This window comes from Pseudomonas californiensis (assembly GCF_021147775.1).
GTDB classification, from domain to species: domain Bacteria; phylum Pseudomonadota; class Gammaproteobacteria; order Pseudomonadales; family Pseudomonadaceae; genus Aquipseudomonas; species Aquipseudomonas californiensis.
Map to the genome: position 1 here is coordinate 141,578 of NZ_JAGTPK010000004.1, position 20,718 is coordinate 162,295.

General features: G+C 57.5%; 17 protein-coding genes and 1 tRNA gene. 6 read left to right on the forward strand and 12 right to left on the reverse strand.

Annotated features, from left to right (window positions below; genetic code table 11):
* Positions 1–101: 101 nt before the first annotated feature.
* On the reverse strand, positions 102–797 hold the full coding sequence (locus tag KDX37_RS05705) for a crotonase/enoyl-CoA hydratase family protein (RefSeq protein WP_231651712.1): 696 nt from the start codon (positions 795–797) through the stop codon (positions 102–104).
* Positions 798–971: 174 nt separating this feature from the next.
* Positions 972–1,265, reverse strand: a complete 294-nt coding sequence (locus KDX37_RS05710; protein ID WP_231651713.1) for a DUF6388 family protein — start codon at positions 1,263–1,265, stop codon at positions 972–974.
* Positions 1,266–1,431: 166 nt separating this feature from the next.
* On the opposite strand from KDX37_RS05710, the gene KDX37_RS05715 reads away from it, so the two are divergent.
* Positions 1,432–1,746, forward strand: a complete 315-nt coding sequence (locus KDX37_RS05715; protein WP_231651714.1) for an EthD family reductase — start codon at positions 1,432–1,434, stop codon at positions 1,744–1,746.
* A 13-nt stretch (positions 1,747–1,759) separates the two neighbouring features.
* On the opposite strand, the gene KDX37_RS05720 is transcribed toward KDX37_RS05715, so the two are convergent.
* Positions 1,760–2,182 (reverse strand): DUF4124 domain-containing protein, encoded by a 423-nt coding sequence (locus tag KDX37_RS05720; protein ID WP_231651715.1) that lies wholly within the window; start codon positions 2,180–2,182, stop codon positions 1,760–1,762.
* Between the two features lie 170 nt (positions 2,183–2,352).
* Here KDX37_RS05720 and KDX37_RS05725 point away from each other — a divergent pair, with 170 nt between their 5' ends.
* Positions 2,353–2,517 (forward strand): DUF6021 family protein, encoded by a 165-nt coding sequence (locus KDX37_RS05725; protein WP_231651716.1) that lies wholly within the window; start codon positions 2,353–2,355, stop codon positions 2,515–2,517.
* 44 nt (positions 2,518–2,561) lie between these two features.
* Here KDX37_RS05725 and KDX37_RS05730 read toward each other — a convergent pair whose 3' ends face one another.
* On the reverse strand, positions 2,562–2,930 hold the full coding sequence (locus KDX37_RS05730; RefSeq protein ID WP_231651717.1) for a c-type cytochrome: 369 nt from the start codon (positions 2,928–2,930) through the stop codon (positions 2,562–2,564).
* A 654-nt stretch (positions 2,931–3,584) separates the two neighbouring features.
* Between KDX37_RS05730 and KDX37_RS29400 the strand changes: the two genes are divergently transcribed.
* A complete protein-coding gene (locus KDX37_RS29400; RefSeq protein ID WP_264759150.1) occupies positions 3,585–5,192 on the forward strand; it encodes a M10 family metallopeptidase in 1,608 nt (535 codons plus the stop codon).
* A gap of 111 nt (positions 5,193–5,303) precedes the next feature.
* Here KDX37_RS29400 and KDX37_RS05745 read toward each other — a convergent pair whose 3' ends face one another.
* The 3 genes from KDX37_RS05745 to KDX37_RS05755 all read right to left on the reverse strand — a co-directional run bounded on the left by KDX37_RS05745 (position 5,304) and on the right by KDX37_RS05755 (position 7,571).
* A complete protein-coding gene (locus KDX37_RS05745) occupies positions 5,304–6,140 on the reverse strand; it encodes a lipopolysaccharide biosynthesis protein (protein ID WP_231651718.1) in 837 nt (278 codons plus the stop codon).
* A 403-nt stretch (positions 6,141–6,543) separates the two neighbouring features.
* A tRNA-Ser gene (locus KDX37_RS05750) sits at positions 6,544–6,633 on the reverse strand.
* Between the two features lie 188 nt (positions 6,634–6,821).
* A complete protein-coding gene (locus KDX37_RS05755) occupies positions 6,822–7,571 on the reverse strand; it encodes a 3-oxoacyl-ACP reductase family protein (RefSeq protein ID WP_406641351.1) in 750 nt (249 codons plus the stop codon).
* Between the two features lie 113 nt (positions 7,572–7,684).
* On the opposite strand from KDX37_RS05755, the gene KDX37_RS05760 reads away from it, so the two are divergent.
* Positions 7,685–8,653, forward strand: coding sequence for a LysR family transcriptional regulator (locus tag KDX37_RS05760; protein WP_231651720.1), 969 nt, complete (start codon positions 7,685–7,687; stop codon positions 8,651–8,653).
* Between the two features lie 50 nt (positions 8,654–8,703).
* Positions 8,704–9,267, forward strand: coding sequence for a cysteine hydrolase family protein (locus tag KDX37_RS05765; protein WP_231651721.1), 564 nt, complete (start codon positions 8,704–8,706; stop codon positions 9,265–9,267).
* On the opposite strand, the gene KDX37_RS05770 is transcribed toward KDX37_RS05765, so the two are convergent.
* From KDX37_RS05770 to mfd, 5 genes are all read right to left on the reverse strand, one after another.
* Positions 9,264–9,998: a DUF3142 domain-containing protein gene (locus KDX37_RS05770; protein WP_231651722.1), complete on the reverse strand. Its 735-nt coding sequence runs from the start codon at positions 9,996–9,998 to the stop codon at positions 9,264–9,266. The two genes, KDX37_RS05765 and KDX37_RS05770, sit on opposite strands and share 4 nt — an antisense overlap.
* A complete protein-coding gene (locus tag KDX37_RS05775) occupies positions 9,998–12,181 on the reverse strand; it encodes an outer membrane assembly lipoprotein YfiO (protein ID WP_231651723.1) in 2,184 nt (727 codons plus the stop codon). Before KDX37_RS05775 ends, KDX37_RS05770 begins: the two co-directional genes overlap by 1 nt.
* A 65-nt stretch (positions 12,182–12,246) precedes the next feature.
* A complete protein-coding gene (locus KDX37_RS05780; protein WP_231651724.1) occupies positions 12,247–14,979 on the reverse strand; it encodes a DEAD/DEAH box helicase in 2,733 nt (910 codons plus the stop codon).
* Between the two features lie 74 nt (positions 14,980–15,053).
* Positions 15,054–15,578 (reverse strand): CsiV family protein, encoded by a 525-nt coding sequence (locus KDX37_RS05785; RefSeq protein ID WP_231651725.1) that lies wholly within the window; start codon positions 15,576–15,578, stop codon positions 15,054–15,056.
* A gap of 11 nt (positions 15,579–15,589) precedes the next feature.
* Positions 15,590–19,042 (reverse strand): transcription-repair coupling factor, encoded by a 3,453-nt coding sequence (gene mfd / locus KDX37_RS05790; protein ID WP_231651726.1) that lies wholly within the window; start codon positions 19,040–19,042, stop codon positions 15,590–15,592.
* A gap of 189 nt (positions 19,043–19,231) precedes the next feature.
* Here mfd and KDX37_RS05795 point away from each other — a divergent pair, with 189 nt between their 5' ends.
* Positions 19,232–20,695 (forward strand): glyceraldehyde-3-phosphate dehydrogenase, encoded by a 1,464-nt coding sequence (locus tag KDX37_RS05795; protein ID WP_231651727.1) that lies wholly within the window; start codon positions 19,232–19,234, stop codon positions 20,693–20,695.
* Positions 20,696–20,718 lie beyond the last annotated feature (23 nt).

Sequence of the window (20,718 nt, forward strand, 5' to 3'; positions counted from 1 at the left end):
AATGTGGCAGTGGCGCATCAAACGATGCGCTGTGGCTGATGAGATTATCCAAACGCCTACGAGTTCGCCCACAAACAAAAGCCCGCATCTGCGGGCTTTGATCAACCTTGAAGCGAGTGCTGTTTATCCAGTTCAATCGCAGCGTCGAGGGTGTCGAGCAATGCTTTTCTGACCTTGAGCTTGGTTTTCTTGTGGGCGTTCATGTTGATTTTTTTCAGTTGAGTTGCAACCGCACGCGCCGTTTCGGGCAGCGCTTCGATGCTGACCACCTGATCCAGGAAACCTGCCGCCATGGCGTCCTGCGGGTTGAAGATCTCGGCGTTGATGACCGAGCGATTGAACGCCGACTTGCGGAGTCGATCGCGCGCCAGTTCGATACCTGCGTGGTGCATGGTCATGCCGATCTGAATTTCGTTGAGGCCGATGTTGAACGCGCCTTCCACACCTATCCGATAGTCTGCCGAGAGCAGCAGAAAGGCACCTTTGGCTATGGCATGGCCCGGGCAGGCAACAATCACGGGGAATGGATGCGAAAGCAGCCTTCTTGCCAGGGTCGAACCCTGGGCAACCAGATTGATCGCGGCTTCGGCACTCGAGGTCATGACCTTGAGGTCATAGCCACCCGAGAGAATGCCCGGCTGCCCGGTCACGATCACTACCGCGCGGTCTTTTTCGGCCTGATCCAGTGCGCTGTTGAGCGCGATGATGACTTCCGGAGAAATGGCATTGACCTTGCCATTGTTCAGGGTCAGGGTGGCGATACCATCGTCCAGGTGGTACGAGACCAGATCACTCATGACGCGATTCCTTTTATTGAAGTGAGCAGACGTTACTCACCCGCAATGAGCAGGTAAAGCGCTGACTGATGGGTCACTGAACGGGTTACTGCGTAATGGCCTGTCTGGCGGCGTTCAGTGCAGCTTTGGCAGAGGATTTGGCCCGAAAATCCATTAAGTAATGGTATGCCCAGGTCAGGGCTGGATTTCGTTGAGTTCGCAATACTCGCCCCAGTCCATTCCGAGCGCCTCGGCCACTTGGGCATGAGCTTCCAGGCGCATGCTCTTGAGTTGTTCTGGTGACTCTGCGATCAGCTCCAGCGCCAACTCCCAGGGTTCGATGCCCTGACTGTCCGCCTCATCTTCAAACGCCCACTGCAACTGCTGCTTTTGCTCTTCGACGCTGAGGCTGCTGATTTCATCCTTCAGGGTCGGATGGGTCGAGAGGTATTTCGCCAGCGCGGCCTCGTTCCACTCAAGTGCATTCATACCGGTTCCTCACACTGTTCTGATGGTCAGGCTGCAATCATGTGCGGCCCCACGGGAGGGTGAGATTGTGAGGGAGCAGAGAAATGCGTGCCAATGATGTCATAACACTTGCCGCAAATAATCGCGGTAGAGTTACCCAGGAACCATTTATCAGCAGGAGATCAACATGATCAAAGTCAGCGTGCTTTATCCGTATCAGAAAGATGCCCGTTTCGACCATGATTACTACCGTGACCAGCATATGCCGCTGGTGCAGTCCTTGATGGGCGAGCATTGCACGCGCTACAGCGTCGACAAGGGACTGGGTGGCGCAACGCCGGGTTCCGATCCGCTGTACATTGGCATGTGCCATATCTTCTGCGAGTCGATCGAAGCCTTTCAGGCTGGTATGGGTCCACACGCCGAACGCATCAACGCCGACATCATCAATTACACGGACCTGATACCGGTCATTCAGATCAGCGAAGTTCGTGTGGAGTGATTGAAGCCTTTGCTCAATGATCAGCCAGCGATTCGACTGATCCACGGGGCTTCGAAGAAGTCCCGCCCGATGGATCAAAGCACTGGCTGTCATAGAGAGGGCTGCGGCACTGCGATGCGACGTTTGGCGGCGGCGGATGGCTCTTCTGAAAAGCCTTGTAGCGTTCGGTCTCGTAAACAGTCACTTTAGCGCGGCCGCTGACCTTCAAGTACTCGGTAGCTTTCAGATTGAGTGTGTGAGCAAGGTCGGCCGGTTCGCCCTGGCCCATTATTCTGGGCGGGCCCGGGCGCTGAACGGCGCTGTGCGAGCTGCTGTCGCACGGCAACGACGTGAAGCTCACCTTGCCGTCGGGTGCGGTGCACTTGAATATCTCGCCCTGTGCGAGGCCCGTTGCCGCAAACGCAGACAATGCTACTGCCATAGAAAGCCTTTTCATGGTTTATCTCCCTGTCGCGCGGGAGGCTACCAGCTGTCCGCAGGCGTGGCCAGAGTATCGTTTTTGAATGAACGGGGTGTCCGGTGAGGCCCGTTCGTCAGTCTTGTCGCACCTCTGCGCATCAACGGCCTCTGAAGAACAGGTTTTGGTTTTATATAACGGAGGCGAACATGACTGACAATAAGGCAAACGGCAGCAGTAAAGACGAGCCTGATTTCGATACGGAATCGCCAGACGCAGAAGATCCGCAAATGGACCCAACCGAGCCTGCAAAACCACAGGCTAACGAGGAAGGTACCAAGGACGATTACCCTCCTTATAATTCTGAAAAATAATCGGTTGCCCCCGGTCTGATCCGGGGGCGCTTGATCACCACGCGCTACTTGTTGGCGTCCAGGTATTCCAGCAAGACTTCCATGCGCTCATCACTCCCCATCCACCACAGCTTCATGCGCGTGCCAGGGACCACCTTGCCTGGGTCCTTGATGTAACTGCGCAGTTGTTCGCGGGTCCAGGTGATATCCGAATCCTTCATCCCCTGCGTATAGACATACCCTTCCTGTTGCCCGGCCTTACGTCCGATGATGCCATTTAGTGGCGGGCCGAACGCATTGCGCGCTGACGGGCCAATCTTGTGGCAGCCAGAGCACAAGCGTGTGTACACCCCTTTCCCTTCCTGTGCATCGCCTGCAGCGCTTGCTGCCGTATGGGTTGTCAGCGCCAGCATCAGTAGTGCAATTTTCTTCACGAATATTCCATGTGGGGTCCAACGACCTCTGTCCAAAGCGTTCAATTTAACCCAGTCCTGGAGCAGGCAGAAATCCGGATGAATGTTGGTGCGGTCAAGAGCCGCATGCGGCTGGGTGACCCATCAAAAGTAGCGGCGTTTTTGCATGATGTGCAGAGCTATCAGTTCCGTGTCCATCGGCGATAGCTGAAGCACTTCGACTCATCCGTTCTGCCTGAATGGAAAAGTCCCTGACCCATGTGGGTGGAGTTTTATAAATAAAAAGTTAATTGACGTGATGGTAAAAAAATTCATCGGGAGGTTGCTGAAAAAAACAGCAGCTTTTAGTTGTAAGTGGGTAGGTCGTTTGGCGCTTCTTATGGCGTTTGTCATATAACAGGGTGGCAGCGTTAAAGCCTTTGTTTTAGCGGTTTTGTTCCCTGGCTTTAAGTAATATTTTAGGCGGAAGGCGATATATTGGATCCATCAAGAGCGCGGATTTTCGATAAAAAGTTTTACTTTTGTTCGGCAATTGATGCACTCTGTCGTGCGATTGACCTGTGTTGTTAGAGTATTCGGTTCCATTAACATGATATTCAAGTTGTCATCAAACAGTTCCACTCTATGTGGTGTTGATGGTTGCTATTTAAATTAATACCTTTCAAGGAAGCGTCGATGCCCAGCCCGAATGGTTCAACTCCGGTAGATCTGTTGCAAGAAGAAGCGCCGGATGCGCGCGTGACCAGCTTGCTCTGGGGGCCATACTGGACGCCCGGTGCGCCGAGTGGTGCTCACCTGACTTACAGTTTTCACACTGCAAATTCTGTTTATGCCACTGACTACAGTCGGTCTCAGGAGCCAGGCGACGCTTTTTCATTGACGCCAGCTCAGGAAGCGGCTGCCAAGAGCGCGCTGGATGCGTGGAGCGCTGTCGCGAATATCACCTTCACGCAGGTAGAAGACACCGCGACCAATGTCGGAGACATACGTTTTGGCGGTTTCAAAGGGCTTGTCGGCAAGGAAATGGGCCAGGCTTATGCACCGGGCGATGTGGCCCGCTCCGGTGATGTCTGGATCGGTCCCGACGTAACGTCTTCTCCAGTCAAGGGCTCGCTGAGTTACATGACCTTCATCCACGAGATGGGACATGCACTGGGCTTGAAACACCCCTTTGAAGAATCTCAGTACAACGACGTTCTGTTGGACCCCAAGTACGAAGATGCCAGCTATACGCTGATGAGCTACACGAACGATTACAGCTACCTGCCGACCACGCCCATGTTGCTGGATGTGCTGACCATGCAGTACCTGTATGGCGCGAACATGTCGTATCACGCAGGCAACGACGTATACAAATGGGCGCCGGGTCAGTCGGTGTTCGAAACGATCTGGGACGCCGGCGGCAAGGACACCATTGATGCCAGTAATCAGGAGGCATCGGTGCGCATCAACCTTAATGAAGGCGAATTCAGCAAGATCGGCAAGGCGTTCCTTGATTACAACAAGACACCTGACAGCCCTACCGTGATGGATTCAGGCCTGGCGATTGCCTATGGCGCACACATTGAAAATGCGATCGGCTCGGCCTTCGATGACACATTGATCGGCAACGATCTCGACAACGTACTTGATGGTCGCGGCGGTCGCGATACCTTGATCGGTGGCAAGGGTAATGACACCTATATCGTCGATCAGGCGGATGAAATTCCGCTCTTGAAAGAACTGGCGGATCAAGGCACCGATACCCTGAAAGTCATGTACAGCAACACGTCGTCCAGCGCTGCTGTGATCGACCTCAGCACCGGTACATTGGCAAACTTCGAGAACGTTCACTTGAAAGGTGAGGGCGCGTTCAACGTGTTGGGCAACGACCGCAAAAACACCCTGACCGGCAACGACGCGAACAACATACTCAACGGCGGCGCAGGCAATGACAAGCTGGTGGGCGGTCTGGGTACCGACACACTGATCGGCGGCACCGGTGCTGATCGTTTTGTGTTCAACAGCGTGGCCGAAGCGGGTCTGGGTCAGACAAAAGATGTGATCGTTGATTTCAATCACAGCGAAGGCGACAAGTTGAGCTTTCTCAAGCTTGATGCAAACGTGGCTACCCCCAACCTGGATGCTTTTACGTTTATCGGCAGTGCAGACTTCACTGGAGCCGGCCAATTGCGCTTCGTTGATCATGTGCTGTCCGGCAACGTCAACGGCGACCTGAAAGCAGACTTCGAAATTCAGCTGGTGGGCGTCAATACTCTTCAGGCTGACGATATCGCGGCTTGATAAAGCCGGAGCGGGTCCGTATGTGACGAGTATGCGGATCCGTGAAGGGTGAGTGAAAGAATACTCGGCAATCGCTGAGGCGCCCTTGATCAGTTGGCATCTTTCGCGTTATCAATGCACAAAACCCGTGATGCCGAGTAGGGCTCTGACCTCGTCGATAGTAAGTCTCGGGATAATGTCCTCTGGCACTCTGGAAACACTTGAAAGGTTAAAGACCTGGAAGTTTTCGTCCATAACGTACTTCGACATCAGTTCCAGTGAAGGCAATATTCTGGAGTGATAGTGCTGATCCAGTCCGCAAGGTGAGCAGATACACCCCGGCGTTTCATAAAACCTTCCAGCCGTCTGATTCAAATCGAAGCCCACCAGAAATACTTTATCGAACCCCAGGTGATACGCCATTTGTATCGCCAGGTACATCACAGTACGGGCGTCGAAAAAGCCAAGCGTCATGTCTTTGCTGAAACCGATGTCTCTGCTGCGTCGGCTGAACAGTGAATGCTTTCGTACGATTGCAGCATCTCGAATAAGTATTGATAAAGGCGATGCCCGTTCGGCTTTCTTCAGGGGATAAGCACGGCCCCAAGGTATCTGAACCAGATCGCGCAACTGATCATCCCACAGCGCCACGTTTTCGCTGTCGCGCATGGCAGCGCTGAACAGTTCGGGTTGCTGTTTGCAGAAGTCCTTGTCCGAACACACGTAGAAGAACGGTCGGACGCCTGCGTCAGTGAACATCGAGATAGCCCCATTCATGGTGATCATGGGTATGCAGGACATTTCCCTGATGGGGAAGTCGGTTGCCGAGCTTCCGGATCCGATTAGAAACACGGGGCCTTTTCCAATACCCTTACAGTCATGAAAGTCATTATTTACAGAGTCGAGCTCACCTTCTTTTACTCCGGAGCGCTGACTGTAATGTGATGTCTTTAGATAGAGTGTGTTCATGGCATTTTGATTGCTAAATGATGGCGACGGGGACGTTTAGTTGGAGTTGCATCATTGGAAGCAGATCGATATTAAGGGCCGAGTATATAGTCCAGTCAAGGATGATTTGATGTCCAGTGGGTAGGAAAGTGTAAAGTTATCCTGACATCAGTGAGCTGGATACGTGTTTTTAGTGCTTGGCTTATTACAGTAATGAGGTTGAGTAGCGCTGGTAAGTGACACTTTAGAGGGGGAAGTTCTTGATGGCGAAAGGTTTTTTAGAGCAGGGGAGAGGTTGTCGGCCCATGAAGGCTCATTGCTTGCCTCGCATCAGGTTTGCCCTGAAGTTGCCTTGAGTCCGCACATCAGAAACGCAAAAGCCCCGACTTTCGTTAGAAAATCGGGGCCTTGGCTTGACTCAATATGGCGGTGAAGGAGGGATTCGAACCCTCGATACAATTTCTTGTATACACACTTTCCAGGCGTGCTCCTTAAGCCACTCGGACACCTCACCGTATCTCGCTGACAACGTTGTGTCTGTCGAGGCGCGCTAATGTAGTCGAAAGCTTTCCTTAACGCAAAACTTTTTTTCAGAATTTTCATGTGGTTAAGCAAATTTGCCGGTGTATGGTTGAATCAAGACCGGCCTCGGCGCGTGAAGAGGCGCCGAGGGCGGACGTGCAGGCAGTTACAGCGGCAAGCTCATGCGCCGAAGCCGCCGTCAATGCTCAGGCTGGCGCCGGTGATGTAGCCAGCCTCCGGGCCTGCGAGGTAAGCCACGAAGCTGGCGATCTCTTCGCTTTTGCCGTAACGCGGGATAGCCATCAGGCCTTTGAGCGACTCTGCGAATTCGCTGTTCTCGGGGTTCATGTCGGTGTCGACTGGTCCTGGCTGGACATTGTTGACCGTGATGCCCTGTGGACCCAGATCACGCGCCATGCCCTTGGTCAGACCCACCAGTGCCGATTTGCTCATGGCATAGGTTGCACCGCCAGCGAAGGGCATACGATCGGCATTGGTGCTGCCAATGTTGATGATGCGACCGCCTTCTTCCATGTGCCGTGCGGCTTCCTGGCAGGCGATGAATACGCTGCGTACGTTGATCGCCAGGGTTCTGTCGAAGTCTTCCATGGTGAACTCGTTCAGGGGGGCGATCGCCAGGACGCCAGCGTTATTGACCAGGATGTCCAGGCGTCCGAACGTCTGCGCAGCAGTCTGTATGGCTTGGCGCAGGGCTTTTTCATCGGCGCTGTCGGCTCGGATGGCAAGTGCGTGGCCGCCGTTGGCCTTGATGCTGTCCTGCACGTCAAGCGCGGTGGATTCGGAACTCACATAGGTGAAGGCGACCGCTGCGCCTTCTTTGGCGAGGCGCTTGACGATGGCGGCGCCGATGCCGCGTGAGCCTCCTTGTACGAAGGCCACTTTGTCAGCAAGGTTGAGGTGTTGGGTCATCATGTTCTCCAGTAGGCAGGTATCAGGTGATGCCAGTATCCAGTGGCTATTGATCCCTGAGTAGGCTGTAATCGAGATACGCTGTGTAAACCAAAAGTATCGAATCGTCAGCCATGAACAACTTCAGCAACATCGAGTGTTTTATCCGTAGCGCTGAAGCGGGCAGCTTGGCCGAAGCCGCGCGTGGTCTGGGGCTGACGCCTGCTGCCGTTGGCAAGAGTGTCGCTAGACTTGAAGTGACGCTGGCGGTTCGGCTGTTTCAGCGTAGTACTCGCAGCCTGACATTGACCGAGGCCGGGCAGATTTTTTTGCAGGAAGTCAGTGTCAGCTTTCACACTATTCAGAATGCGCTGGCGACGATCGCATCGGCCGAGGGGCAGCCAGTCGGTACGCTCAAGGTCAGCATGGGGACAGTATTCGGTCGGCTGTATGTTTTGCCAATGCTGGGCGAGTTCCTGAAACGCTACCCGCAGATCACACCGGACTGGCATTTCGACAATCGTCAGGTGGACCTGATCGGACAGGGGTTCGATGCAGCCATCGGCGGCGGTTTCGAATTGCCCCCCGGCGTCGTGGCACGCAGGTTGGCACCGGCGCACCGTATATTGGTGGCATCGCCGGATTACATGGTGCAGCACCCGCGCATCCATGAGCCTGAAGATTTGCAGGCGCTGGCGGGCATCCTGATTCGCTCGCCGCAAACCGGTCGTATTCGATCCTGGCCATTGAGCCATCGCGATCTGGAGCCGCGCCCGTTGAGCCTGAACGTGCGCATGACCATGAGCGATTCCGAGGCCGCCTGCGCTGCGGCGCAGCAGGCTCTGGGGATTGCGCTTGTCAGCATGCCTTTCGCGTTGCCGCACCTGCATGACGGCAGCCTGGTTCGGGTCTTGCCTGACTGGTTTGTGGATGATGGCAATATTTCGCTCTACTACAGCGAGCGCAAGCTGCTGCCTGGCAAGACGCGGGCTTTCGTCGACTTTCTGATCGAGCAGTTTGCCGGGCAGGAGTTGGCTCGGCAGTTCAGTGCTTTCCAGGCGGGGCCACACCATAATGGCCGCCTCAGGCAAAGGAGTCTCTGAAGAGGCTCTGATCTCATCTGATCGGCAGAATCCGGGAGTTATTTCAAGGCATGGGCATACACGGTAACAGTGCACTTATCCTGATCGACATGCAGCAGGGCATCAATCACCCGAAACTGGGTCGCCGCAATAACCCCCACGCCGAGGAGCAGATCTCGAGGCTACTAAGTGCGTGGCGAGAGACCGGTCGCCCGGTGATCCATGTCCGGCATTTTTCGACTTCGCCTTCTTCGGTGTTCTGGCCACAGCAGTCAGGTGTCGATTACCAGCCAGCTTTTTTGCCTCAGGATGACGAGCGTGAGCTGAGCAAGCACGTGCCGGATGCGTTCTGCGGGTCGTTTCTCGAGATGTGGCTGCGTGCCGACGGCATCCGGCAGATCGTGATTGTCGGTGTGGTCACCAATAACTCTGTGGAGTCCACTGCGCGCAGTGGTGGCAATCTCGGGTTCGAGGTGATCGTTGCGCATGATGCCTGCTTCACGTTTGATCAGCCGGACTTTTTCGGCACGCCACGCAGTGCAGAAGAGGTTCACGCCATGTCACTGGCCAATCTGCATGGGGAATATGCGACGGTGCTTGCGACCGCTGAAATCTTGCAAAGCGCGCCGCGCTAGGGTCTTTGCAGTTCGCGATTCTGCAGAAAGACCACGTAGCCCTTGAACCATGGGTTGTCGACCAGGTAGTCGGGTGCCTGCCAGTCGCCGCCCTGAATCAGGCCGATCTTGAACGGCAGGCCCATGCGGCTCAGGCGCGGCAGGTAGGTTGCATAGTCGGGGATGCTGTGGCGTCCCTGATAGGTTTGCACCACGACCTCATCCACCACACCCTTGAGATCACTGATTGCGCTCATGTCTGCATTGCTGCTCCAGTCCATCAGGCCGGTGATGCTCAGACGGTATTCGCCCGGCATGCGCTGACGCAGGTCACGTAGAAAATTGACGTATTCGTTCAGGTATCGGGTGCGGGCGTCGAAGTCGATCTGGATGCCGACCACGTTGTTGCCTGCGGCCCGCCAGCGCTGCACCTGCCCCAACATGCGCCGGTACACCGATTCGGGCCAGCGCAGCGTGTGCGCGCGATAGACCAGCCACAGCTGGTCCTGAGGCAGACGGGTAATGGAGCGGCCTTGGGCGATGAAGTTGACCCGCTGTTGCGGGTCGCGACGCGAATGGCTCACTTGGCCTTGCAAAACATACAGCGTTTTCGCCGTGTCGATCACTGGCTGATGATTGACGCCTGCCCACAGCCAGAACGCGTCATAGTCATCCGCGTCTACCGCTCCCCACGCAGTGCTGCAACCGAGCAGCCACAGCGCTGCCAGACAACGCCAGAAACCGCCTTGCATTACCAGTAATACTGCTGCGTTTTACCCCATGAAGTGCTGGCGAAATCCTTCTTCAACTGCTTGAACCAGGCTTTGCGCACCGCAGGCTCAACCTCTTTACCGCCACAGGTGTTGTAGCCCGATGGACCATAGCAGTTGACTGCCCGATACAGCGCGTAGGCTTTTTCGTCGCGTGGCGCCCTGGGGTTGGCGATCACCGCTTTGTAACCGTCCAGCCGCGAGAACACTTCTCCTGCAAACCCCGGTGCTGTGCCGCCAAGGCTGTCGGCCTGGCGTCGCTTGTCCAGCGGCATGCCGTCCAGACTGTTGGCACGAATGAACTCGCCCAGGCAGTTCAGGCTTTTGGGGTCTTTGGCGTCGTTGGCCAACGCTGCAGCGGTCTGGATAACCGTGGGGCAGGAATAGCCAGACTCGGGTTTGTCACCCTGCCACTGAAACAATTTCAGGGTCGGCCCCTGTTCGTAGGTATAGCCCAGGCTGTAGCCGAGGCGTTGCTCCGGCAGTGTCGCAGGCAAGCGTTTCAAGTCCTGGGCGAAGTCCGCGTAGCGACCGCGCATCAGGTCCTTGTATAGCAGCACGAACAGCGCCGTATTGCGTTCTGTTTCATCCAGTCCAGCCGTGGTTTGCTGACGCAGCAGGTCGGCATCGGCAACATGACCGAGCAGAATGCTGCGCACCTTGCCGGTCTTGATCGGCGAGTCTGCCGCGAATATCCGCGACACTTGCTCGTCGCGCTCGAAACTCATGGCCAGCGCCATTTCGAGTTGCTCGCGCTGCAGCGGGCGGTCGACGCGGGTCAGCATCTGCAGCCACAGGGCTTGTGCGCCCTTGAAGTCCTGGCGTGCTTGAAGCGCCAGGCCTCGCAACAGATGCTGGCTGAACGTCACATAGCCCAGATGTTCTGGCAGGTCGGTGGGCAGGTATTTCAGGGCCTGTTCGGCGTCATCCTCTACATAAAGCGCCAATGCCCCTTGCAGGTAACTGTAGAGTTCCGGTTGCTCAGCGAAGCGTGCTTGCTGAGCCTGCAGATCGGCTGCGGTGAGGCGTGGGTTTGCGGTTTCGCGCATCTGGATCAGGTCGACGATGGCCAGCATCCATGGCGCGCTGAGGTTTTGCCGATCACTGCCCAGAACTGCGCGATCCATCTCATTGACCAGCGGATTTATGTCCGGAGCGTCAGTGTCATCGGGTTTGCGTTTGAACTGCCGGGCATAATCCTCGACCAGTTGTGCGTCATCCCCTGCTAGCCAGTGGACACGCCTGAGGAGGCCAGTCGCCGATGCCGAATAATCGCCGTCCGGGTAGGTGTCGAGATAGTGTTTGAAGGCTTTTTCCACCTCTTGCAGATAGGGCTGGTCCACCTTGTCCCGCTGCAACTGGCTGTATTCGTCGAACACATCCTCGGTGGCAGCGTTCAATTTGCTACGTGCGCTCATGTACAGGGCCGTTTGTTTGAGCCACGGCTGGGAAGTACTGGTCAACGCATTGAAGCCTGCTACTGCTTCATCAAACTGTCCGTTATAGAACTGGGTGGCGGCTTGCAGGTAGCGCGCGAATGCCTTGCCCGTATCGGACTGGATGTCTTTGGGCTGCAGCGCTTGCAGGGCTTCGGCGTCCCAGTTGCAGGCTTCGAGCATCTGCAACCGGCTGGCTGCCAGGGCTTTGCGCTCGTTATCAGGCAGGTTCGGGCTCGCTGTTACTTGCTCGATGAACGCCTCGGCGCTGGCGTCTGAATTGCTGCGACAGCGACTGCCTTCCCCGTCCAGAAACGCGTCACCGGCAGCAGGCGTTGCGTCACGTGTCAGCCCGAGGTTTGCAAGCAGGGATGTCAGCGGCGAAGTCGGGTTTTTTTCAGATGCCGAGCGGCCTGTGCTTTCTTCCAGTGATGCGTTTGCGGCGAAACGGTACAGTGAAAACGGCACCTGTCCATATCCCTCGTCAAGCTCGACGCCCTTTGCAGCCGGCAATTGCAGCGTGTCCACGCCGCTATCGGCCAGCAACAGTCGAAGGTTGACCTCGCTGTCATTGCCGGGGCTCAGGAATGCCAGGTTGCTGAAGGGGTCGAGATCTTCCTTGATGAGCGTCCAGGACGGATAGCACGAGTCGTCGCCGCTGGCCTGGGCCTGATTGAAAAGGGCAGAGCCCAGCATGACCGCCATTGCAGTCAATAATCGGGTACGCATGAGAAGTCCTTGAGGTCGAGGGTGCGAGCGCTGCTGATGATAGCTTGCGCGCGCACCTTCGGCGGCTATTTTCTGGTCTTCTTCGGCGCCAGGGGCAGGGGCGCGAACAGCGCTTGCAGGTCCTCGTCGCGCAACTTCCAGTCGCCGGTGGTGCGACCGTCGAGAACTCCAGCCGCCAGCGCGGATTTTTCTCGTTGCAGACGCTGGATTTTCTCCTCGACGGTGCCGCGCGCAATCATCTTGTAGACGAACACCGGCTTGTCCTGACCGATACGATAGGCACGGTCAGTGGCCTGATTTTCAGCCGCCGGGTTCCACCAGGGGTCGTAGTGGATCACGGTGTCGGCAGCCGTCAGGTTGAGGCCGGTACCGCCTGCCTTCAGGCTGATGAGGAAGATGGGCAGCTTGCCGCTCTGGAAGTCGTGAATCGGCGTGCGCCGGTCGCGGGTCGAACCCGTCAGCAGCGCATAGGCAATACCGCGCTGTTTGAGTTCGCCCTCGATCAGCGTCAGCATCGAGGTGAACTGCGAAAACAACAGGATCTTGCGTCCTTCGGCCAGCAGCTCTTCGAACATTTCCATCAGGCTGTTGAGCTTGCCCGATGTGCCCTGTTTGCTGTTGACGGGCATGTCATCGTTGACCAGCCGCAGGTCGCAGCACACCTGACGCAGTTTGAGCAGCGCTTCCAGAATGATGATCTGACTGCGCGCGACGCCCTTGCGGGTGATCTCGTCGCGGACTTTCTTGTCCATCGCCAGGCGCACGGTTTCGTAAACGTCACGTTGCGCGTCGTTGAGGTCCACCCAGTGAATGATTTCTGTCTTGGGTGGCAGCTCGGTGGCGACCTGCTCCTTGGTGCGACGCAGCAGGAACGGCTTGATGCGAGCATTGAGGTGTTGCAGGCGATCCTGGTTGCCATGCTTCTCGATGGCGGTGCGGTAGTTGCTGTTGAACTCCTTGCTGTTACCCAGCCAGCCGGGCATCAGGAAGTGAAACAGCGACCACAGCTCGCCGAGATGGTTTTCAAGCGGCGTACCGCTCAGGCACAAGCGTTGTCGGGCAGTGAGTTCACGGGCGGCCTGTGCGGCTTTGCTGTTGGGGTTTTTGATGTATTGCGCTTCGTCGAGAATCAGCACATGCAATGGTTGTTTCTGGAGCAGTTCAAGGTCGCGCGGCAGCAGTGCGTAGGTGGTCAGGATCAGGTCGTAGTCCTGGAGATTGTTCGCGTCCTGATGACGATTGGCGCCATACAAGGCCAGCACCTTGAGCTCGGGCGTGAAGTGCTCCGCCTCGTCCAGCCAGTTGGGGATCAGGCTGGTGGGCATGACGGCCAGCGCTGGACGATCAAGGCGTCCGGCCTGTTTTTCCATCAACAGGTGAGCCAGGGTCTGCAGGGTCTTGCCCAGACCCATGTCGTCAGCCAGCACGCCGCCGACTTCCAGTTCTCGCAATGATTGCATCCAGCTGAGGCCTTCGAGCTGGTACGGGCGCAATGTGGCGTTCAGGCCCTCCGGCACGTTGATCGGCGCGTCCTTGATGTTGACCAGGCGCTCGGCAAAATGCCGCAACCGGTCGCCGCCTTGCCAGGTCAGAGGAAGGTCTTCGAGCTGTGTCAGGCGAGCGGCGTCGGCCTTGCTCATGCGCAGCGCATTATTGCCGTCCTGGCGCCAGTAGAAGTCGCCAAGTGTTGCCAGTACCGGCTTGAGCCGACCATAGGGCAGGGCAATCTGCACCGGCGCGCCGCCGCTCACCGTAAAGTGATTGAGCTGCACCAGCAATTGTTCTTCGTCGCCCCGTTTGGCAACAGCTGAGGGGTTCATCAGCTCAGGATGGGTGCGAATCAGGTTGATCAGAATTGGCAGCAGGCTGAGCCGTTCGCCGTTGACGATGATGCCCAGCTCCAGATCGAACCAGTCGCGCTCGGTCTCTTCGTCGATGACGGCGTACCAGTCATCCACTGGCGTGACGTCGAAGCCGAACTCGTCCTGAATCTCGATCTCCCAGCCTTGCTCGCGCAGGCGCGGCAGGTCGTCGAGTACAAAATGCAGCCAGGCCTTGTCGTTGGGCAGTTCATACATGTCGCCCGCACTGTCGGGCAGGGCCTTGCTCTGCCGCGTCGCTACCTTGAAACCCAGGTCGGCGAGCTGCTGGCGAAGCTGGCGCTCCTGCTCGCCCTGACGGCGGATGCGCAGGGTTTCAGTTTCGGTGTGCTCGATGATGTCGCTTTTCTGGTTGACCAGATCACTGCCCAGCGAACTCACCAGAATGCTGACATTGGTGGTGCCTACGGCGTAATGCTTGCCATACGCAAATGCCAGTGCGGCGCGGTGCTGAATGTGGCGCTGCATGCGGCCGTTGCGCGGCTCGTAAGCGCTGAATTCTATGCTGGCCAGAATCAGCCGCGGCTTGGGCTGAAGGTTGTCGATCAGGCGCTCAGGCAGTCTCGGCTTTTGTTCGATCTCGCGATGTTGTGCGCCAAGAGCAGCCTGCAACAACGATTTGTTTTGCGGGTCCTGCAGGAAATACAGCGCCGCCACACAGTGCTTGCAGTCGTTGCGAACCGGGCAGGTGCATTTGCAGGTCAGGTAATTCTGATAACGATCCGGGTCTTTGAACAGCAGGGTCTGTGTATAGATTTCCAGGCTGGAGCCGCGGCAGGCGGTACGGATGATCTGCGGGCTGGAGTCTTCCAGCACAATACGTTTCTGCCGGGCATAGTCGAGCCCTCGCTCAAGCGTTCGATCGTTGAATAAGTCTGTCCAGGCCGAAGCGAGGACTTTTTCGAGAATGGACGACAAGTTTTAAAAAGCCCTACGCCGCAGCGATGCTCAAAAGAAAGGGAGCGCCGCAGCGCCCCTTGAATACATACCTATCAGAGTGGGGAAACTTTGATCAGCAGCGCCAGATTGCCGTTGTCCAGGTAAGTCAGCTCACCGTTCTTGACCCGGGCGTTCTGCTTCAAGCGTTCGCTGCTCACCACCACGCCGTGCGCGTCCAGTTGATTGACCCAGAACTGCGCATCAATGTCAGTAAAGCGCCCCAGAGCCAGGCTGATCGTGCCCTCGACAGGGAAGTGCCCCAGTTGCTCCTGACCTTTGGTAACTGCCATCCTGCTCGGCTCGGCGCCAAGGGTCTGCTGCCAGGCGCGCTGCATAAGCACCTCGTAGCTGCCGCTGCCTTGCAGTTTACCGGCCAGATCATTCAGCGCAGGACTGCGTTCGTTCTCCGGGCCAATCCGTTGGGCGCCCGCGTCCCAGTCTTCAGGTGCCAACTGGCGGGTTGCAGCCGGCTCGCCGCTCTGACGAAACAGAATCATCTCGACCTGATAGGCACCGTCTGCAAACGCGGCCGGGGCGACCAGCGTAAGCATCAGGAACAATGAACGAAACAGACGCATGCATGAATCCTTCAAGCAGTTTTCGGGGTCAGGCGCTCAAGCAGCGCTTCGATCGTATTGAAGCGCTCGTCAGAACGCTCCATGGGGACCATGAATTTGAACAATGTGGCGCCTTCGAACTTGTAGCGGTTAGGCTGGCTCTGGATCAGTTTGATCAGGGTCAACGGGTCGACCGGCGTTTCAGCAGCAAACTCGATACGCCCGCCTTGCGGTCCGGCGTCGATCTTCTTGATGCCCAGTTGTTCGGCCTGAAGCTTGAGCAAGGTAATGCGCACCAGATTCTTGGTCGGCTCGGGCAGCAGGCCGAAGCGGTCGATCATTTCGACCTGAAGATCCTTCAGCGCATCCTCGTCAGCGGCATTGGCGATGCGCTTGTAGAGAATCAGGCGAGTATGGACATCCGGCAAATAGGCTTCCGGGATCAGCGCAGGCACTCGCAAGTTGATCTCCGGGCCGCCACCCAGCGGTTGATCAAGGTTGGGTTGCTCGCCCTTGCGGATGGATTTCACTGCGCGTTCAAGCATTTCCATGTACAGCGTGAAGCCCACGGCCTGGATCTGGCCGCTTTGGCCGTCGCCCAGCAGCTCGCCTGCACCACGGATCTCTAGGTCGTTGGTGGCAAGCACAAAGCCTGCGCCAAGGTCCTGGGTATTGGCGATGGCCTCCAGGCGCTTTTCGGCGTCTGGAGTAATCTGTTTGCGCGGCGGTGTCAGCAGGTAGGCATAGGCCTGGTGGTGGCTGCGTCCGACGCGGCCACGCAACTGGTGCAACTGAGCCAGACCGAACTTGTCGGCGCGCTCGATAATGATGGTGTTGGCGCTCGGCACGTCGATACCGGTTTCGATAATGGTCGAGGCGATCAGCACATTGAAGCGCTTGTGGTAGAAGTCGCTCATCACCTGTTCGAGTTCGCGTTCGCGCATTTGCCCGTGGCCGATGCCGATTCGGGCTTCCGGCACCAGCTCGGCCAGATCGGCTGCGCACTTCTCGATGGTTTTTACATCGTTGTGCAGGTAATAAACCTGCCCGCCACGCAGCAACTCACGTAGCAGCGCCTCTTTTATCGTGGGTTTGTTCTGTTCCATGACAAAGGTGCGTACCGACAACCTGCGCGCTGGCGGTGTGGCGATAATCGACAGATCGCGCATGCCTGAAACGGCCATGTTCAAGGTGCGGGGGATCGGGGTGGCGGTCAGGGTCAGAATGTCGACTTCGCTGCGCAGCGCCTTGAGCTGTTCTTTCTGGCGGACGCCAAAGCGGTGCTCTTCGTCGATGATGACCAGGCCCAGGTTTTTGATCTTCACGTCATCCTGCAACAGCTTGTGCGTGCCGATCACAATGTCGATCTTGCCTTCGGCCAGGTCTGCCACGGCGGCGCTGACTTCCTTGGCTGACTTGAAGCGGCTCATGACCTCTACCGTTACCGGCCAGTCGGCGAAACGGTCGCGAAAGCTGTTGTAATGCTGCTGGGCAAGCAGCGTGGTCGGCACCAGAATCGCGACCTGACGCCCGCCATGCACGGCGATGAACGCTGCGCGCATGGCCACTTCGGTCTTGCCGAAACCCACGTCGCCGCACACCAGACGGTCCATGGGCCTGGGCGCCAGCATGTCGGCGCGTACGGCTTCGATAGTGGTCTGCTGATCGGGCGTCTCTTCGAACGGGAAGCCCGCGCTGAAAGTGGCGTAGTCGGCCTTTGGGTCGGCGAACGCGTAACCCTCGCGGGCTGCCCGGCGGGCATAGATATCCAAAAGCTCGGCGGCCACATCGCGAACCTGTTCGGCGGCCTTGCGCTTGGCTCTCTGCCAGGTTTCCGAACCCAGGCGGTGCAAGGGCGCCATCTCGTCATCGCTGCCGGTGTAGCGTGCGATCAGGTGCAGGTTGGCCACCGGAACATACAGCTTGGCGTCCTCGGCGTAGGCCAGCATCAGGAACTCGGCGACCTGATTTTCGACCTCCAGCGTCGCCAGACCCAGGTAGCGGCCGACGCCGTGGTCGATGTGCACCACCGGTGCGCCTTCACGCAGTTCGGTGAGGTTCTTGATGACGGCGTCGTTGTTGCCGCCATCGGTGCGCTTCTCGCGGCGACGGCGCTGCATGACGCGCTGGCCGAACAGCGGGCTTTCCGCGACCAGCGCCAGTTCAGGCTGCTCCAGTACCAGGCCGTCGTTGAGTGGCGCAATGGTGATGGCCAGCCGATCCTTGCCATCGACAAAGTCCAGCCAGCTGTCTACGGTTTTCGGGCGCAGCTTCAAGCGTTCGAGCAGTTCAAGCAGTACTTCCCGGCGTCCGGCAGATTCGGCAGTGAACAGCACGCGACCCGGAAACTCGTCGAGAAATTTCGAAAGCGCAGCCAATGGCTGGCTGGCCTTGGCCTCAATGGCCAGATCCGGCAGGGCTTGCGCCGGGAAGCGCTCGCGTCCCGCGCCGGCGTCCACGTCCTGCTGGCTGGCGACCACCCGCGGCCAGTTTTTCAGGCGGGCGAAGCAGTCTTCCACGGGCAGGAACAGCTCGGCTGGCGGCAGCAACGGGCGCGCCGGATCGACGCGGCGTTCCTCGTAGCGATTGCGTACGTCGTTCCAGAAGTTTTCTGCAGCCTGTTCGATACCCGGCAGCGAGAATACTTGAGTGTCCTGCGGCAGGTAGTCGAACAGGGTCGACGTTTCTTCAAAGAACAGCGGGATGTAGTACTCGATACCCGCAGGTGTGATGCCGCTGCTCAAGTCCTGAAAAATCGGACTGCGACGGAAGTCCACGTCAAAGCGCTCACGGAAACGGGCCTTGAAACGCGTCACTTCTTCTTTCTTGAGCGGGAACTCGCGCGCGGGCAACAGGCGTACCGATTCGACCTTGTCGATGGAACGCTGGGTGTCCGGGTCGAACGTGCGCAGGGTTTCGATTTCATCGTCGAACAGGTCGATGCGGTAAGGCACCTTGCTGCCCATCGGGAACAGGTCGATCAAGGCGCCACGCACCGTGAACTCGCCGTGCTCGTATACCGTGTCCACGTATCGATAACCGCTGGCTTCCAGGCGCGTGCGCATTGCATCCACGTCCAGCTTCTGGCCGACATCCAGCACCAGACTGCTGCCCAGCAGAAACTTGGTCGGGGCCAGTCTGTGTAGGGCGGTGGTGATCGGTACTACCAGAACGCCATGCTCCAGCTCAGGCAGGCGATAAAGGCTTGCGATGCGCTGGGAAATGATGTCCTGGTGCGGCGAGAACAGATCGTAGGGCAGGGTTTCCCAGTCCGGGAAGTGCAGAACCGGCAGCGTGGGTGCGAAGAACTTCAGCTCCTGTTCAAGTCGCTCGGCAGTCTGGCTGTCGGCGGTCAGTAACAGGGTAAAGCGCTTGGCGGCGCTGGCAGCCTCGGCAATGGCCAGGCTCAGTGCGGCACCGGGAAGATTGCCCCAGTGTTGTTTGCCTGCAGCGGCAGAAAGAAGCGGTAGACGCAGAACTGGCACGGAAGGTCAGGCTCCAGGCGTTGCGACAGGGGCCGCGATTGTAGCGGGGGAAGGTGGTGGCTGTCAGTTTTCGAATGTTTTGCCCCGTGTTTTCGGGCGAAAATTATGTAGTGCGCAATGTTCTGACAGTCGCGCATTGCTCATAAACACTGGCGAAGTCATAATGTAGCCCCTTTTTTCAGCCCCTACATGTGGAAGGTTCCCGTGACTCAGAAGCCCGACCAGTGTCTTGGTGAATGGATTGATCGTGAAGCCCTCGCCGAGGCGATGATCCCGCTTATCGGTCAGCTCTACCGCAATAACAATGTGGTGAGTTCGATCTATGGCCGCAGCCTGATCAACCGTTCAGTCATCGCGATTCTCAAAGCTCACCGCTTTGCGCGTCATCGTCAGTCCGATGCGGTTGAGTTGTCCGTACACGAGACTTTCCCGCTCATCAAAGCGATGAGCGAGCTCAAGCTGGGTGCCGCTTCGGTGGACCTGGGCAAGTTGGCCGTCAAGTTCAAGACCGAAGGCAATGGCCGCACGCCGGAGCAGTTCGTGCGTGAAGAGCTGGCCAGTGTTGTCGGTCAGCAGAACACCAGCCCGCGTAAAGGCACGGATGTCGTGCTGTACGGTTTCGGTCGTATCGGTCGCCTGCTGGCACGGATCCTGATCGAGAAGACCGGCGGTGGCGATGGCCTGCGTCTGCGTGCCATTGTTGTGCGCAAAGGTGCAGAGAACGATCTGGTCAAGCGTGCCAGCCTGTTGCGTCGTGACTCGGTACACGGCCCGTTCGATGGCACCATCACCATCGATGAAGCCAACAGTACCATCACTGCCAACGGCAACCTGATTCAGGTGATCTATGCCAAGAATCCGACCGAGGTGGATTACACCCAGTACGGGATCAAGGACGCCTTGCTGGTGGACAACACCGGTGTATGGCGTGATGCCGAAGGTCTGGGTCAGCATTTGGCCTGCCCAGGTATCGACCGCGTCGTGCTGACTGCGCCGGGCAAAGGCAAGCTGAAGAACATCGTGCACGGTATCAACCACGGTGAAATCACTGCCGACGACAAGATCGTATCCGCGGCTTCCTGCACCACCAACGCCATCGTGCCGGTGCTCAAGGCCGTCAACGACAAGTTCGGCATCGTCAACGGTCACGTTGAAACGGTTCACTCGTACACCAACGACCAGAACCTGATCGACAACTTCCACAAGGGCGATCGTCGCGGCCGTAGCGCTGCGTTGAACATGGTCATCACCGAAACCGGTGCTGCCACTGCTGCTGCCAAGGCGCTGCCTGAGCTGGCCGGCAAGTTGACCGGCAACGCGATTCGCGTTCCTACGCCGAACGTCTCCATGGCCATTCTCAACCTCAATCTTGAGAAGCAGACCACTCGCGAAGAAATGAACGAGTACCTGCGCTACATGGCGCTGCATTCGGACCTGCACAAGCAGATCGACTTCGTGAACTCACAGGAAGTGGTGTCCACTGACTTCGTGGGCTCGCGTCACGCCGGTGTCGTGGATGCCGAAGCCACCATCGTCAACGATAACCGCGTTGTGCTGTACGTCTGGTACGACAACGAGTTTGGTTACAGCTGCCAGGTGGTTCGCGTTATGGAAGACATGGCGGACGTCAACCCGCCTGCGTTCCCTCTGTAAAAGCCGCACCCAGCGACAGGCCT